Source organism: Chitinibacter sp. FCG-7, assembly GCF_040047665.1.
In the GTDB taxonomy this organism is placed as follows: Bacteria; Pseudomonadota; Gammaproteobacteria; order Burkholderiales; family Chitinibacteraceae; genus Chitinibacter; species Chitinibacter mangrovi.
In genome coordinates, this window is the sequence record NZ_CP157355.1 from 2,564,996 (window position 1) to 2,580,347 (window position 15,352).

The following is a 15,352-nucleotide window of genomic DNA, read 5'->3' on the forward strand; positions in this document are numbered from 1 at the left end:
TTTCATCTAAGTCCTGAAAGACCGACTATTTTACTCGGTTTCTGCTCTGGCTGAAAGGTTTGGGAGAGGTTGGGGATATTTGCCTTGGGGTATATCTCGGAAGCTTAGACTGGGTGAAGTTGGCAGGCTAATACTAAGGCGGGTATGGACGACAGGCCATGGCTGCCTGTCGTCTCGATGGCGGATTATTTCCTGATTAATTCAGTACGTGTTTCAGAGTGAGCCATGGCGGGCGAAGAGCTGCCCCAGATAGGCCAGTCGTTCGGCGTGCTGCGTGCTGAGCGCATCGGGGCTGAAACGATATTGCCAGTTGCCTGCAGCAACACCGGGCGTGTTCATCCGGGCATCACTGGCGGCACCAATTACGTCTTGCACCGGGGCAATGGCAAACAAGGCATTGCTGGCCCAGGCCAGCCGGATCAGATCCCAGTGCGCTTCGCTGCCGGATGAATTCATATAGCGGCGGAAATAATCGCGATTTTTGTCGCTAGTGGCGGTGTACCAGCCTACCGTGGTGTCGTTGTCGTGGGTACCGGTGTAAACCACGGTATGGCTGTCGGGGTAGTTGTGCGGCAGATGATCGCTGCTGGCGTCGGCTTCAAAGGCAAATTGCAGCACTTTCATGCCGGGTAGTTTCAATTTGAGCCGCAGTGCGGTGACATCGTCGGTGATAATGCCGAGATCTTCGGCGATGATCGGCAGATTTTTGCCCAGCGCGCTTTCAATTGCGGCAAATAAGTCTTTGCCGGGGCTTTTCTTCCATTGTCCGTTGACGGCGGTGGCCTCGCCAAACGGCACCGCCCAGTAGGCGGCAAAAGCGCGGAAATGGTCGATGCGCAAAATATCCGTGGTTTGCAGCGTGGCGGCAACGCGCTCAATCCACCAGGTAAAGCCGCTGTCTTTGTGCGCTGGCCAGCGATAGAGCGGGTTGCCCCAGAGCTGGCCGGTGGTGCTGAAATAGTCGGGCGGTACGCCCGCGACTTCAATCGGATCGCCCGCCTCATCCAGCGCAAATAGCTCGCGATTGCTCCAGACGTCGGCCGAGTCGAGCGAGACAAAAATCGGAATATCGCCAATCAGCTTGATCTGGCGTTCGTTGGCGTAACTTTTGAGTAGCTGCCATTGCTGAAAAAAGATGAATTGCAAAAACTGATAAAACGCGATTTCGTCAGCCAGCGTTTTGCGATACTGCGCCAGCGCGGATTTCTCGCGCCGCGCCAGTGCATCCGGCCATGAATTCCAGACTGCGCCATAGTAATAATCCTTGATCTGGTTTTCGCTCAGGCGAGTATTGAGCCGCTGGTAGTAGGCTTGATATTCCGGCGTTTCATAGTCATTGCGGCGCGCTTCGATAAAATGAAATTTGCACGCCACAAATAGCGCAAAATCGTCCAACCAGGCGTTCGCTTTGCAAAAAGCGGTGAATTCTTTCTTGAGCGCTGCGGGCGGATTCTGGCGGTAATTGGCAAAGGCTGTGCGTAAAACGGCCATTTTCCACGGAATGATGTTGCCGTAATCGACGCGCATAGGGTCGAAATCATGCGCCGGGATGTCGTCCTGGCTCAGTAGTCCCTGGGCCATCAGTAGTTCGGGGCTGATCAGGTAATGATTGCCGGCAAAAGTGGAAAAAGACTGATAGGGCGAGTCGCCGTAGCTGGTGAGTCCCAGCGGCAAAACCTGCCATAGCGTTTGTTCGGCTGCATGCAGAAAATCAACAAAACGGTACGCCGCAGGACCCAGATCGCCAATGCCGTAATTGGACGGTAACGAGGTGATGTGCGCAAGTAAACCTGAAGCTCGGGTGAAGGACACTTTAGCTCTCCCATGGCGTTAAATGTAATTTTTGTGTAAATTATTGCGCGTAAGATATTACAATTTGACTGGTTTGTCTGTTGCGTATTCTGTTCTCGCCGCCGCGTAACACTAGCATTGTGCGGGCATACTGTGGCATTTTCGCTCTATGGCTTCAGGATTTATCTAACTTGACGCCCATCAGATATTGCTTCAAGGCCGTGCTTGATTAAGCACGTCCCCTTTAAATATGAAAGTTCTGCGAGGAAATCCATGCCGTCTTTGTCCATCCCGGAAATTGGTGCCATTTGTGCGGGCACTCATGGTGATCCTTTTTCAGTCTTGGGCATGCATCTGGTCGATGGGGTTTTGCAAGTGCGTGTTTGGCTGCCTGATGCGAGCGAGTGCAGCCTGATCGAGAGCAAAACCGGCAAAAAGCTGGCCGATTTTGAGTGCATCGACGAGCGTGGCCTGTTTGTGGTCGAGGTGCCACGGCGCAAAAATCATTTTGCTTACCGCCTGTGCGTGACCTGGCATGGCGAAACCGTTGAGATTGAAGACGCCTATCGTTTTCCGCCGGTGCTGGGCGATATGGATTTATGGCTCTTGGGCGAGGGCAATCAGCTACGCCCTTACGAGCGCCTCGGCACCCATTTTCGCACCATCGATGGCGTAGACGGCGTCGCTTTTGCCGTTTGGGCGCCGAACGCGCGCCGCGTTTCGGTGGTGGGCGATTTCAATTACTGGGATGGCCGCCGCCATGTGATGCGTTTGCGCCGTGAATGCGGCGTGTGGGAAATTTTCCTGCCCAGCGTCGTTGAAGGCCAAGGCTACAAATACGAAATCATCGATCAGCACGGCGCTTTGCAAATCAAAGCCGACCCGTATGGCTTCTCGGCTGAATTGCGCCCGGCAACGGCGTCGCGCGTTGCGCGCTTGCCAGCATGGGTGGACGGCACGCAAACGCGTAAAGAAGCCAATGCATTTAACGCGCCGATTTCGATTTATGAAGTGCATCTGGCGTCGTGGCGTCGTCGCCCCGAAGACGGCAATCGTTGGCTGTCGTATCGCGAACTCGCCGTTGAGCTGATTGATTACGTCAAATACATGGGTTTCACGCACATCGAATTGCTGCCGGTGAACGAGCATCCATTTGATGGTTCATGGGGGTATCAGCCGCTAGGGCTTTATGCGCCTACTTCGCGCTTTGGTACCCCTGATGATTTTCGCCATTTAATTCAAACGGCGCACGAAAATGGCATTGGCGTGATTCTCGATTGGGTGCCGGGGCATTTTCCGAGCGATAAACACGGTTTGGCGCAATTTGACGGTTCGCATTTATACGAGCACAGCGATCCGCGCGAAGGTTTTCACCAAGACTGGAATACGCTGATTTACAACTTCGGCCGCAACGAAGTGCGCAATTACCTGATCGGCAACGCGCTGTACTGGATCGAGCGCTACGGCATCGATGGCTTGCGCGTCGATGCGGTCGCGTCGATGCTGTACCGCGATTATTCGCGCAAAGACGGCGAATGGATTCCGAATCAATTTGGCGGCCGCGAAAATCTCGAAGCCATCGATTTTATGCGCCGGATGAACGAAGTCGTCGGCGTCGAGCGTCCTGAAGCGATTACGCTGGCCGAAGAATCGACGGCGTTTCCGTCGGTATCGCGCCCGCCCGCGATGGGCGGCTTGGGCTTTCATTACAAATGGAATATGGGCTGGATGAACGACACGCTGCGCTATATGCAGCAAGATCCAGTTCATCGCAAATACCATCATCACCATATGACGTTTGGTTTGGTCTACGCGTTTACCGAGAATTTCGTGCTGCCGATTTCGCACGACGAAGTCGTTCACGGCAAAGGCTCGATGCTGGCGAAAATGCCGGGCGATTGCTGGCAGCAATTTGCCAATTTGCGCGCTTATTACGGCTTTATGTGGGCGCATCCGGGCAAAAAATTGCTGTTTATGGGTTGCGAATTTGCGCAGGGGCGCGAGTGGAATCACGAGACGAGTCTCGATTGGCATCTGGTCGACGATCCGGACAACGGCTGGCACCGTGGTGTGCAAAATCTGGTTCGCGATTTGAATACGACTTATCGCAATACGCCGGCGCTGTATCAGATCGATTTCGATCATCGCGGCTTTGAATGGATTAGCCACGACGACGCCGATAATTCGATTTTGAGCTTTATTCGCAAGGGCGAGGTCGACGATGAATTGATCGTCGTTGTCAGCAATTTCACGCCAGTGCCGCGCCACGGTTATCGCCTCGGCGTACCCCGCGCTGGCGTTTACAGCGAAATTTTGAATTCAGATTCCGAATATTATGGCGGCAGCAACACCGGTAATCTGCAACTGCCTAGCGAGGGTATTGCCGCGCACGGCAGACCTGATTCTGTTTGCATGACTATACCCCCGCTGGCGACGGTGTATTTGCGCTGGAGCAAGTGCTAATGCTGCAAACGGGCAAACCCTATCCATTGGGCGCCAGTTTTGACGGCGAGGGTGTGAATTTTGCCCTGTTCAGCGAGCACGCTAGCCGGGTCGAGTTATGCCTGTTTGACGCTACAGGCCGACTGGAAACGCATCGCATCGCGCTGGCCGCCTGCACGAATGGCGTCTGGCACGGTTATTTGCCGCAGGCCAAGCCCGGCCAGCTCTACGGCTATCGCGTCCATGGCGAGTATGCGCCGCAACGCGGCCAGCGTTTCAACCCGCATAAAGTCCTGCTCGATCCTTATGCCAAGGCGGTCTTTGGTCAATTTGCCATCGACGATGCCAACCTGGGGTATTGCCCGCAAGATCAAACTCAGATTAATACGCAGGACAATACCCCTGTTGCGCAAAAAGCCATTGTCGTGGCCGAAGCGTTTGATTGGGGCGATGACACTGCGCCGCAAACGCCGTGGGCAAACACGGTGATTTATGAAGCGCACGTGCGCGGTCTGACTCAGCTGCACCCCGATATTCCCGCAGCCATACGCGGCTCCTACGCGGCGATTGCGCATCCGGTGATGCTGGCGCATTACCAGCGGCTCGGCATTTCGGCGATTGAGCTCTTGCCGGTGCATTTGCACGCCGACGAGCCACGTTTGCAAAAATTGGGCTTAGAAAACTACTGGGGTTACAACACGCTGAGCTTTTTCGCGCCCGAGCCGACTTACTGGTCGGGCCGTGAAGGAACAACGCCGCTGGCCGAATTTCGCGAGATGGTCAAAGCGCTGCACAAGGCCGGGATCGAAGTGATTCTGGATGTGGTGTTCAACCACACCGCCGAAACCGACGAGCTGGGGCCGACGCTATCTTTCCGTGGCATTGATAACGCCAGCTACTATGTGCTCAACGCACAGCACCCCGAGTATTACGAAAACTGGACCGGCTGCGGCAATGTGCTCAATATCGGCCACCCGCGCGTATTGCAGCTGGTGATGGACAGCCTGCGCTACTGGGTGAGCGAATGCCATGTTGATGGTTTCCGCTTTGATCTGGCGCCCATCTTGGGGCGGGTCAATGGCGGCTATAGCCTCTGCGCGCCATTTTTTGCTGCGCTGGCGCAAGACCCGCTGCTGGCTAACACCAAGCTGATCGCCGAGCCGTGGGATATTGGCGCTGGCGGCTATCAGCTGGGGCATTTTCCGCTGGCCTGGGCGGAATGGAACGACCAGTACCGCGATGTGATGCGTAAATTCTGGCTGCACGACGGTGTGAATCGCGCGCTGTTTGCCCGCCGTTTTGCCGCCTCCAGCGACACCTTTTACCGCCCGCACCGCCAGCCTAGCACCAGCGTCAATTTTGTGACCGCACATGATGGTTTTAATCTGCGCGATCTGGTGTCGTACAACCACAAGCACAATCACGCCAATAAAGAGCATAACCGCGATGGTCATAGCCATAATCTGAGCTGGAATTGCGGCGTTGAAGGCCCGAGCAACGATGAGGGCGTCAAGCTGCTGCGCCTGCGCGCGAGCAAGGCGCTGCTGGCGACGCTGTTATTGAGTCAGGGTACGCCGATGCTGCTCGCTGGCGACGAACTGGGCCATAGCCAGCAAGGCAATAATAATGCCTACTGCCAGAATAACGACATCACCTGGCTGAACTGGGGAGCAGGCTCGCAGGCCGATGGCGAACTGATCGACTATATTGCCGAGCTGATCCGCATTCGCCGCGAATGTCAGGCGCTCTCCAGTAATACCTGGTGGACTAGCCAGCCCGATGCGGCTGGCGTCACCGATGTGGTCTGGCTCAATCCGTCAGCCAGCCCGATGCAGCCGCACGATTGGGATGATCACGGCGGCCGCGCCATGATGGTGTGGCTATCCAATCAGTTTTTAATTCTGATGAACGCCTCGGCGCATCAGGTGCATTTTCATCTGCCGCCCTTAAATGAGGGCGAATGGACGATGCGCTTGGCGAGCACTGGTGATACCCAATCCGATTTTTCCGGCCGCGATTGTCGCGTCGCCGCGCGTAGTGTCACGATTTTGCAATTGAAAAAATAGTCATTTGATTGAGGAAAGTATGAGTCTTACAACTGTTTCAACTCAGGCTTCGGTTCCAACGCCGATCTCGGTTTCAACTCAGGCATTTGCCGGGCAACGCCCCGGTACTTCAGGTTTGCGCAAGAAAGTAACGGTATTTCAGCAGCCGGGCTATCTGGAAAACTTTGTTCAGGCGATTTTTGACGTCGTGCCTGAGCTCAAAGGCGGTACGCTGGTGCTGGGCGGTGATGGCCGTTATCACAACCGCGCAGCCGTACAAACCATCCTGAAAATGGCGGCAGCCAATGGCGTCGCCAAAGTCTTGGTCGGGCAGGGCGCTTTGCTCTCGACGCCAGCGGTCAGCTGCGTGATTCGCAAGCACGGCGCGGTGGGCGGTATTGTCCTGTCGGCCTCGCATAATCCGGGCGGCCCGGATGGTGATTTCGGTATCAAATACAACGTCACCAACGGCGGCCCGGCGCCGGAAAAAATCACCGAAGCAATTTACCAGCGCACCACAAGCATTACACAATATCAGACGCTAGATTCTGATGGGTATACGGCTGCAGGCGTTGATATTGAACATCTGGGTGAATATACCCTTGGTGATATGCAAGTACTTGTGATTGATCCGGTGAGTGATTACGCCGAATTGATGGAAAGCCTGTTTGATTTTGCCGCCATTCGTGCGTGGTTTGCGAGCGGCAAACGGATGCGTTTTGACTCAATGTGCGCAGCGTCCGGCCCTTATGCCACGCGGATTATCGAAGGCCTGCTTGGCGCGCCCACAGGCACCGTCGTAAATGGTGTGCCGCTGGAAGATTTCGGCGGCCTGCATCCTGATCCGAATCCGGTGTATGCCGATGATCTGGTTGCTCATTTGACGGCGGCAGACGCACCTGATTTTGGTGCGGCTAGCGATGGTGATGCCGACCGCAATATGATTCTGGGGCGCAACTTTATTGTGACGCCGTCCGACAGTCTGGCCGTGATGGCGGCGAATGCGACCTTGGTAAAAGGCTACGCAGCAGGTATCGCTGGTGTCGCGCGCTCGATGCCGACGTCGTGCGCGGTGGATGCCGTAGCGAAAAAGCTCGGCCTGCCGTGTTTCGAGACGCCAACAGGCTGGAAGTTTTTCGGCAATCTGCTCGACGCGGGCAAAGTGGCTTTGTGCGGCGAAGAAAGCTACGGCACCGGTTCTGGCCATGTGCGCGAGAAAGATGGCGTCTGGGCTGTGCTGTTCTGGCTCAATTTGCTGGCGGTGACTGGCAAATCGGTCGAAGACATCGTGACCGCGCATTGGCAAACCTATGGCCGTCATTTCTATTCGCGCCATGATTACGAAGCGCTCGATACCGATGCCGCCAATGGCCTGATGGCGCATTTGCGTGAGCAATTGGCGAGTTTGCCTGGGCAGCAATTTGGCGCGTACACCGTTGTGCTGGCCGATGATTTTGCCTACGACGATCCGGTTGACGGCTCGCGCAGCGAAAAACAGGGTATCCGTATTATTTTCACCGACGGCAGCCGGATTGTTTTCCGCCTCTCGGGTACGGGCACCGAAGGCGCGACCTTGCGCGTGTATCTGGAAAAATTTGAAGCCGACACCCGCCAGCATGGCGTGGCGACGCAAACGGCCTTGGCCGATCTGATCCAAATTGCGGGCGAAGTGGCTCAGATTGCGACGCGCAGTGGACGCACCCAGCCGACGGTCGTGACCTAATCCCATCGCTGACTCAATACTATTTTTATTCTAATTAGCAGTGCGCAAAGCCGAGCAAGGCTAGAAAATCAGGAGAGGAATCATGGAAGTTCAATTAATCGATAAAGCGACGCTGGCCCGCCAGCTGCCCAACCGCGCTGTTGCGCTGGTTCTTGCCGGGGGGCGCGGTTCGCGCCTGAAAGCGCTGACTGATCATCGCGCCAAACCCGGCGTGTATTTTGGCGGGAAATTCCGGATTATCGACTTTGCCTTGTCCAATTGCATTAACTCGGGCATTCGTCGTATCGGCGTGATTACGCAGTACAAATCGCACTCGCTGATGCGCCACTTGCAGCGCGGCTGGTCGTTTTTGCGCAATGAAATGAATGAATTTGTCGATGTGCTGCCAGCGCAGCAACGCGTTGACGAAGAGCACTGGTATCGCGGCACGGCCGATGCGATTTATCAGAATCTGGACATTTTGCGCACTTATCGCTCGGATTACGTCGTGATTCTGGCTGGCGATCATATCTACAAAATGGATTACTCGCGCATGCTGGTCGATCATGTGCTGCTGGGCGCTGAAGTCACCGTGGCGTGTATTGAAGTGCCGCGCAAGGAAGCCAGCGCTTTTGGCGTGATGGCGATTAGCGAAGACCGCAAAATTACCGCTTTCGTTGAAAAACCGGAAAATCCGCCCGCCATGCCGGGCAATGATGCGGTCTCGCTGGCGTCGATGGGGATTTATATTTTCAATACCGCCTATCTGGAACGCCTGCTCGAAGAAGACATCAAGCTTGAAGGCTCGACCCATGACTTTGGTAAAGACCTGATCCCCAAAGCCGTGTCGGAAGGTAAAGCATTTGCGCATCCGTTTGGTCTGTCTTGCGTGCTGGAAGATCAAAATGCCGCTCCTTACTGGCGCGACGTAGGTACGGTGGATGCGTACTGGGAAGCCAATCTGGATCTGGCCTCGGTGACCCCTGAGCTCGATGTTTACGATAAAAACTGGCCGATCTGGACGCTGCAGGAGCAATTGCCGCCCGCCAAGTTTGTGCAGGATCGCAATGGCAGCCATGGTATGACGCTCAATTCGCTGGTGTCGGGCGGTTGTATTGTCTCGGGCTCGCTGGTGATTAATTCGGTGCTGTTCTCGCAAGTGCGCGTGCATTCTTTCTGCACGATTGATTCGGCGGTGATCTTGCCTGAAGTGGTGATTGGTCGTGGTTCGCGCCTGCGCCGCTGTGTGATTGATCGCGGCTGCGAGATTCCGGAAAACCTGATTGTGGGTGAAAACGCCGAAGAAGACGCACGCCGTTTCTATCGTTCCGAAGGTGGCGTGACGCTGATTACCAAGGACATGCTGGCCAAATTGTGAGACGCGCCGCGCCTCACTCCTCACAGGGGTTGAAGATGAAAATTCTCCATGTTTGCGCTGAAATGTTTCCCTTGCTGAAAACCGGCGGCCTGGCCGATGTCAGCGGCGCTTTGCCGTTGGCGCTGGGCGAGCAGGGCGCCGATGTTCGGGTTGTATTGCCAGGTTTTCCCGCGATTTGCGATGGCCTGAGCATCAGCGGTGAAGTGGCCACATTGCAAAGCTTTGCCGGTGAAGTGCGCTTGCTATTCGGGACGACAGCGCAAGGCGTTGGTGTGTATCTGATTGATGCGCCGCATTTGTATGGCCGGGGCGGCAATCCGTATCAGGACGGCAATCAGCATCCGTACGCCGACAATCATGTACGTTTTGCCCTGTTGGGCTGGGTGGCTGCGCGTCTGGCTGAAGGCGTCGATCCGTTCTGGCGGCCAGCAGTCGTCCATGCGCACGACTGGCATGCCGGTCTGGCGCCTGCGTATATCGCCGCCGTGGGCCATCCGGCGCGAACGGTCTTTACCATTCACAATCTGGCTTATCAGGGCGTGTTTGCCCCGTCTGATTTTGCGGCGGTGGATTTGCCCGCGCACTTTTTCGATGTGAATGGCGTCGAGTTTCACGGCCAGCTGTCGTTTATGAAAGCCGGTATTTACTTTGCCGACCGCGTGACCACGGTATCGCCAACGTATGCGCGCGAAATTACCGGCCACGAGCAAGGCTGCGGTCTGGATGGCTTGCTGCGGGATCGGGGCGAGGCTTTGTCGGGCGTACTTAATGGTGTTGACGAGGCGGTCTGGAATCCGGCCAGCGACGCTTTAATTGCCGCGACTTATAGCGCAGACAAAATGACTGGCAAGGCCAAGTGCAAGGCGGCTTTGCAGCAAGCTTTAGGCTTGCAGGAAAACACGGAAGCGCCGCTGTTTGCCGTCGTTAGCCGCCTGACCGAGCAAAAGGGCTTGCATCTGGTACTCGAGCGCCTGCATGAAATCACCTCGCGCGGCGGGCAATTTGTGCTGCTGGGCAGTGGTGATGCGGTGATGGAAAGCGCGTTTCGCGTGGCGGCAGCCGAAAATCCGGCGCAGATTGCGGTCAAAATCGGTTATGACGAAGCGTTTTCGCATCAGATTATGGCGGCCAGCGATGTGATTATGGTGCCCAGCCGCTACGAGCCTTGCGGGTTAACGCAATTGTATGGCCTTAAATACGGCGCTTTGCCGCTGGTGCGCCGTGTTGGCGGTCTGGCCGATACGGTGGCCGACTGCAGTCTGGAAAATTTACAGGAGGGTATTGCCACCGGTGCAATATTTGATGGGTTCTCCGGTGAAGAACTCACCCGGGGTATCCGCCGGATGTTTGCCTTGTGGGCAAGACCGAAAGAGTGGAAAGCGGTGCGAAAAACCGCAATGAGCTGCGACTTTGGCTGGCAGGCCGCCGCAGAGCAATATATGCAGATATACCGCGCCCTGGGTGCTTAAGTAGAAACGGCTGCGAAGCACGATTACGGCGTTAAACCCTGCGCTCAAAATCCTCATGTACTGTCAGTACATTCCGGTTTTTCGCGCACGGTTTGCCTTGTACTCATGCTTCTCGCTCGTTCCTTGGCTGCTGTGTTGGATTATTAGAACTTAGATCTAGAACAATATGCGATTGCTGTTCGCAATCGCTTTAACAAGATTTAAAACCCTGGAGTGCATTCGATGAGTATGCCGTTTCAATATGATGTAACTGACCATCAGGACGTTCAAGCCATTAAAAAGGCGATTGCCAACAAGCTGATGTACACGATTGGTAAAGACCCGATTGCCGCGCAACCCAAAGACTGGCTCGATGCCACTTTCCTGACCGTGCGCGACCAGATGGTCGAGCGCTGGATGCAAACCACCCGCGCGCAATACTCGCAGGATGTGAAGCGCGTTTACTATCTCTCGATGGAGTTTCTGATTGGCCGTGCGCTGTCCAACGCTTTGCTCGCGCTGGATATGGAAGACACCGTGCGCGCTGCGCTCGACGAGATGGGCATCGATTACGATGATCTGGTGCATATGGAGCCCGATGCTGCGCTGGGTAATGGCGGTTTGGGCCGTTTGGCGGCGTGTTTCCTCGATTCGATGGCCACATTGGGTATTCCTGGTATGGGCTACGGTATCCGCTATCAGTTTGGTATGTTCAAGCAGCGCATTATCGAAGGCCGTCAGGTCGAGGTGCCCGATACCTGGCTGGGCTCGGTGAATATCCTGGACTTTCCGCGCGATGAAGTGTGCTATCGAGTGCGCTTTGGTGGCCGTCTAGAGCACGATGGCAAAAAAGTGCGCTGGATCGATACGCATAACGACGTACTAGCTGTTGCCCACGATGTGATTATTCCCGGCTTTGACACGACCGCTACCAATACGCTGCGCCTGTGGACTGCACGCTCAACGCGCGAAATCAATCTGTCCAAGTTTAACGAAGGCGATTATTTCTCCGCGGTGGCCGAGAAAAATGTCTCGGAAAACGTCTCGCGGGTACTCTACCCAGACGACTCAACCTATAGCGGCAAAGAGCTGCGCCTGCGCCAGGAGTATTTCTTTGTTGCCGCCAGCGTGCAGGATATTATCCACCGCCATCGTTTGAACCACGATACGCTCGATAATCTGGCCGACAAGGTCGCCATCCACCTGAACGATACGCATCCGGTACTCGCGATTCCCGAATTGATGCGGGTGCTGATGGATGAAGCCAGCTACGAGTGGGAGCAGGCCTGGGCGATTACCCGCAAGGTATTTAGCTATACCAATCACACGCTGATGAGCGAGGCGCTGGAAACCTGGCCGGTGGATATGCTGGGCCACCTGTTGCCGCGTCATTTGAAGATTATTTTTGATATTAACGAGATGTTCCTCAAAGACGTTGCTGCACGCTTCCCGGGTGATCATGACTTGCTGCGCTCGGTGTCACTGATCGAAGAGCACGGTGATCGCAAAGTGCGGATGGCCTATCTGGCCGTTGTGGCCAGCCACACAGTCAATGGTGTGTCGGCGTTGCATTCGGATCTGATGGTTGAATCGATTTTTGCCGACTTTGCCAAAGTATTCCCGGATCGCTTTACCAATGTGACCAACGGTGTCACACCGCGTCGCTGGCTGGCGCTGGCTAATCCATCGCTATCGGGGTTGATTGATGAAGCCATTGGTCAGACCTGGCGTGTGCGCCTGAACGAATTGGCCGAGCTGAAAGGATCGGCCGATTTCCCGCAATTTGTGCAGGCTTTTCGCGCCGCCAAACGCAGCAATAAAGAAAGGCTGGCCAAGTACGTGGCCCGCAATCTTGGCGGCGTCATCAATCCGGATGCTTTGTTTGACGTGCAGGTGAAGCGTATTCACGAATACAAACGCCAGTTGCTGAATGTCTTGCATGTGATCACGCGTTACAACCGCATTCTGCGCGATCCCGATGCAAAAATTCAGCCGCGCGTGGTGGTGTTTGCCGGTAAAGCCGCCTCGGCCTACAAAATGGCCAAGCTGGTGATCCAGCTGATTAATGATGTCGGCGTCAAAATCAACAATGACCCGCGTGTTGGCGATAAGCTCAAAGTGGTGTTCCTGCCCAACTACAGCGTGAGTCTGGCCGAGATTATTATTCCGGCGGCGGATTTGTCCGAGCAGATCTCAACGGCGGGTACCGAAGCATCGGGCACCGGCAATATGAAGTTTGCGCTCAATGGCGCATTGACGATTGGTACGCTAGACGGTGCCAATGTTGAAATGCTCGATGCTGTGGGCGAAGAGAATATCTTCATCTTTGGTAATACCACCGAGCAGGTCAATGCTTTGCGTCGCGACGGCTACAATCCGCGCGCCATTTACGAGAGCAATAGCGAATTGCGCGAAGTGCTCAATCAATTGGCGAACGGCTTCTTTAGCCCGAGCGAGCCTGAACGCTATCGCGTGATTTTCGACGTGCTGGTGAACTGGGGCGATCATTATCAGCTGCTGGCTGATTATGAATCCTACGTTGCGACGCAGGATAAAGTCGATGCCTTGTACGCCAAGCCGGAAGAATGGGCCAAGAAAGCGATTCTGAATGTGGCTGGTATGGGGCATTTCTCGTCGGATCGTACGATTGCTGAATACGCTGAGAAGATCTGGCATACGACGCCGGTCAAATTGTAAGAGTTAAAGCAAAAGTCCCCACACTTCGTTGCCTCGCCTTGCTGTACGACTTGTACTATCTGCGGCTCGGCGTCTTGTGTGAGAACTTTTGCAGGAATAGGTGTGAGGTGTTAGGTGTAAAATCTAGCTACCTTATCGCCACTGGCGGCTACCGATGAGGTAGCCGTTTTTTATTGGGAACACCGAATGTCGACTGAAGATCTCCACCTGTTTGAAGCACCAGTAAGCAGCCAGCGCGTTTTTGATGGCAATTTATTACATGTGAACCGCGATACGGTGCGCCTGCCCGATGGCGCCGAGGCGACGCGCGAATATATCCTGCATCCGGGCGCGGTGATGATCATTCCGCAATTACCGGATGGCCGCCTGTTGCTGGAGCGCCAGTACCGCTATCCGCTGCACCGCGTATTTATCGAGTTTCCGGCTGGCAAACTCGAAGCGGGGGAAGACCCGCTTGAATGCGCCCAGCGCGAATTGCTTGAAGAAACCGGCTACACCGCAAGTAGCTGGGAATATCTTGGCGTTCTGCACCCCATCATCAGCTACACCGACGAAGAAATTAAACTCTTTCTGGCACGCGATTTAAGCGCTGGCGAAGCGCAGCTCGATGCCGGTGAGTTTGTTGAGTGCATCAGCATGAGCATCGACGAGATGGTAGCAGGTGTGATCGACGGCTCGATCACCGACGCTAAAACGGTCAGCGGAATTTTCTGGGCGCAGCAGAAGGGTTTGAAGTGATGTTAGGGTATATCCCTGTAGCGCTTCTTGAATAAGCTCTGCAGAGATATACCCTTGGGTTTGAATTGGCTATCGGTTTGGCCTACTCATAACCTTCTTCGCCTTCGCACAGCAGTGCGTCCTGCACGACAGCGCGCGTCAGGTGCGGAGCAAACAGCGCGATAAAGTCGTAGGCGTAGCCGCGCAAATAGGCATCCTTGCGCATACCGATGTGCGTGGTTGATGCTTCAAACAGGTGCGCGGCGTCGATGGCTGTTAGTGCGGTATCGCGCTCGGGCTCGTAAGCCATTCCTGCCAGAATACCGATACCCAGCCCCAGCTCGACATAGGTTTTGATCACGTCCGAGTCGATGGCGGTGAGCACGACATTGGGCGTGAGATTTTGCTCTTCAAAGGCGCGGTTGATTTTGGAGCGGCCGGTAAAGGCAAAATCATAGGTGATCAAGGGCCAAGCAGCGATGTCGGCGATGGTGAGTGGGCGGTTCAGCATGGTTAGCGGATGCGCTTTGGGCACAATAATGCAGCGGTTCCAGTCGTAGCAATTGAGCATGGCCAGCTCGGGGTAGTGATCGATCCCTTCGGTGGCAATGGCTAGATCGGCGCTGCCATCGACGACCATTTCACTGATCTGCAGCGGGCTGCCCTGCTTGATCGATAGGCGTACTTTCGGGTAGCGCTGCAAAAAGGACTGAATCACTTTGGGCAGGGCGTAGCGGGCTTGCGTGTGCGTGGTGGCAATGGTCAGACTGCCGTTTTCGACCTGCACAAATTCTTCGCCAATGCGCTTGAGATTTTGCGATTGCATCAGAATGCGCTCAGAAATGCGTAGAATCTCGCGGCCCGGCGCGGTAATATCGACGACGCGTTTGCCGTTGCGGATAAAAATCTGCACGCCCAGCTCGTCTTCCAGCAGACGGATTTGTTTGGAAATGCCCGGCTGGGAGGTATGCAGCTTTTCTGCGGCTTCCGAGACATTCAGCCCCTGTTTGGCGACTTCAACCAGATAACGCAATTGTTGCAGCTTCATCGTTTGCCCTCCCGACATAACCATTGGTTCTAAAATGATAACAGAATAGTATATAGGGCACTATTGCTGCGCGTTATCATTGGA

Annotated in this window: 8 protein-coding genes and 1 pseudogene; 7 read left to right on the top strand and 2 right to left on the bottom strand. The window is 55.1% G+C overall.

What is annotated here, in order from left to right; all coding sequences use genetic code 11:
- Positions 1-213: 213 nt before the first annotated feature.
- Positions 214-1,812 carry a 4-alpha-glucanotransferase gene (gene malQ, locus ABHF33_RS12115; RefSeq protein ID WP_348944199.1) on the bottom strand — a complete coding sequence of 533 codons (1,599 nt, stop codon included), beginning with the start codon at positions 1,810-1,812 and terminating at the stop codon, positions 214-216.
- Between the two features lie 276 nt (positions 1,813-2,088).
- On the opposite strand from malQ, the pseudogene glgB reads away from it, so the two are divergent.
- From glgB to ABHF33_RS12150, 7 genes and pseudogenes are all read left to right on the top strand, one after another.
- A pseudogene (gene glgB, locus ABHF33_RS12120) lies at positions 2,089-4,254 on the top strand (1,4-alpha-glucan branching protein GlgB); the annotation flags it as partial.
- Positions 4,200-6,299, top strand: a complete 2,100-nt coding sequence (gene glgX / locus ABHF33_RS12125; protein ID WP_348944200.1) for a glycogen debranching protein GlgX — start codon at positions 4,200-4,202, stop codon at positions 6,297-6,299. The pseudogene glgB and the gene glgX, both read left to right, overlap by 55 nt.
- A gap of 19 nt (positions 6,300-6,318) precedes the next feature.
- Positions 6,319-8,001, top strand: coding sequence for an alpha-D-glucose phosphate-specific phosphoglucomutase (locus ABHF33_RS12130; RefSeq protein WP_348944201.1), 1,683 nt, complete (start codon positions 6,319-6,321; stop codon positions 7,999-8,001).
- Between the two features lie 82 nt (positions 8,002-8,083).
- The gene (gene glgC, locus ABHF33_RS12135) at positions 8,084-9,358 is read left to right on the top strand and encodes a glucose-1-phosphate adenylyltransferase (protein WP_348944202.1); all 1,275 of its coding nucleotides are present in this window, start codon (positions 8,084-8,086) and stop codon (positions 9,356-9,358) included.
- 35 nt (positions 9,359-9,393) lie between these two features.
- The gene (gene glgA / locus ABHF33_RS12140; protein WP_348944203.1) at positions 9,394-10,827 is read left to right on the top strand and encodes a glycogen synthase GlgA; all 1,434 of its coding nucleotides are present in this window, start codon (positions 9,394-9,396) and stop codon (positions 10,825-10,827) included.
- A gap of 222 nt (positions 10,828-11,049) precedes the next feature.
- On the top strand, positions 11,050-13,503 hold the full coding sequence (gene glgP / locus ABHF33_RS12145; protein ID WP_348944204.1) for a glycogen/starch/alpha-glucan family phosphorylase: 2,454 nt from the start codon (positions 11,050-11,052) through the stop codon (positions 13,501-13,503).
- Positions 13,504-13,689: 186 nt separating this feature from the next.
- Positions 13,690-14,241, top strand: a complete 552-nt coding sequence (locus ABHF33_RS12150; protein ID WP_348944205.1) for an NUDIX hydrolase — start codon at positions 13,690-13,692, stop codon at positions 14,239-14,241.
- An 82-nt stretch (positions 14,242-14,323) separates the two neighbouring features.
- On the opposite strand, the gene cysB is transcribed toward ABHF33_RS12150, so the two are convergent.
- Positions 14,324-15,268 carry an HTH-type transcriptional regulator CysB gene (cysB, locus tag ABHF33_RS12155; RefSeq protein ID WP_348944206.1) on the bottom strand — a complete coding sequence of 315 codons (945 nt, stop codon included), beginning with the start codon at positions 15,266-15,268 and terminating at the stop codon, positions 14,324-14,326.
- Positions 15,269-15,352 lie beyond the last annotated feature (84 nt).

What these genes read in the sequence shown, in the direction of transcription:
- ABHF33_RS12130 (WP_348944201.1), top strand. Translation starts at nt 6,319, where the DNA reads ATGAGTCTTACAACTGTTTCAACTCAGGCTTCGGTTCCAACGCCGATC.
- glgC (WP_348944202.1), top strand. Translation starts at nt 8,084, where the DNA reads ATGGAAGTTCAATTAATCGATAAAGCGACGCTGGCCCGCCAGCTGCCC.
- glgA (WP_348944203.1), top strand. Translation starts at nt 9,394, where the DNA reads ATGAAAATTCTCCATGTTTGCGCTGAAATGTTTCCCTTGCTGAAAACC.
- glgP (WP_348944204.1), top strand. Translation starts at nt 11,050, where the DNA reads ATGAGTATGCCGTTTCAATATGATGTAACTGACCATCAGGACGTTCAA.
- ABHF33_RS12150 (WP_348944205.1), top strand. Translation starts at nt 13,690, where the DNA reads ATGTCGACTGAAGATCTCCACCTGTTTGAAGCACCAGTAAGCAGCCAG.
- cysB (WP_348944206.1), bottom strand. Translation starts at nt 15,268, where the DNA reads ATGAAGCTGCAACAATTGCGTTATCTGGTTGAAGTCGCCAAACAGGGG.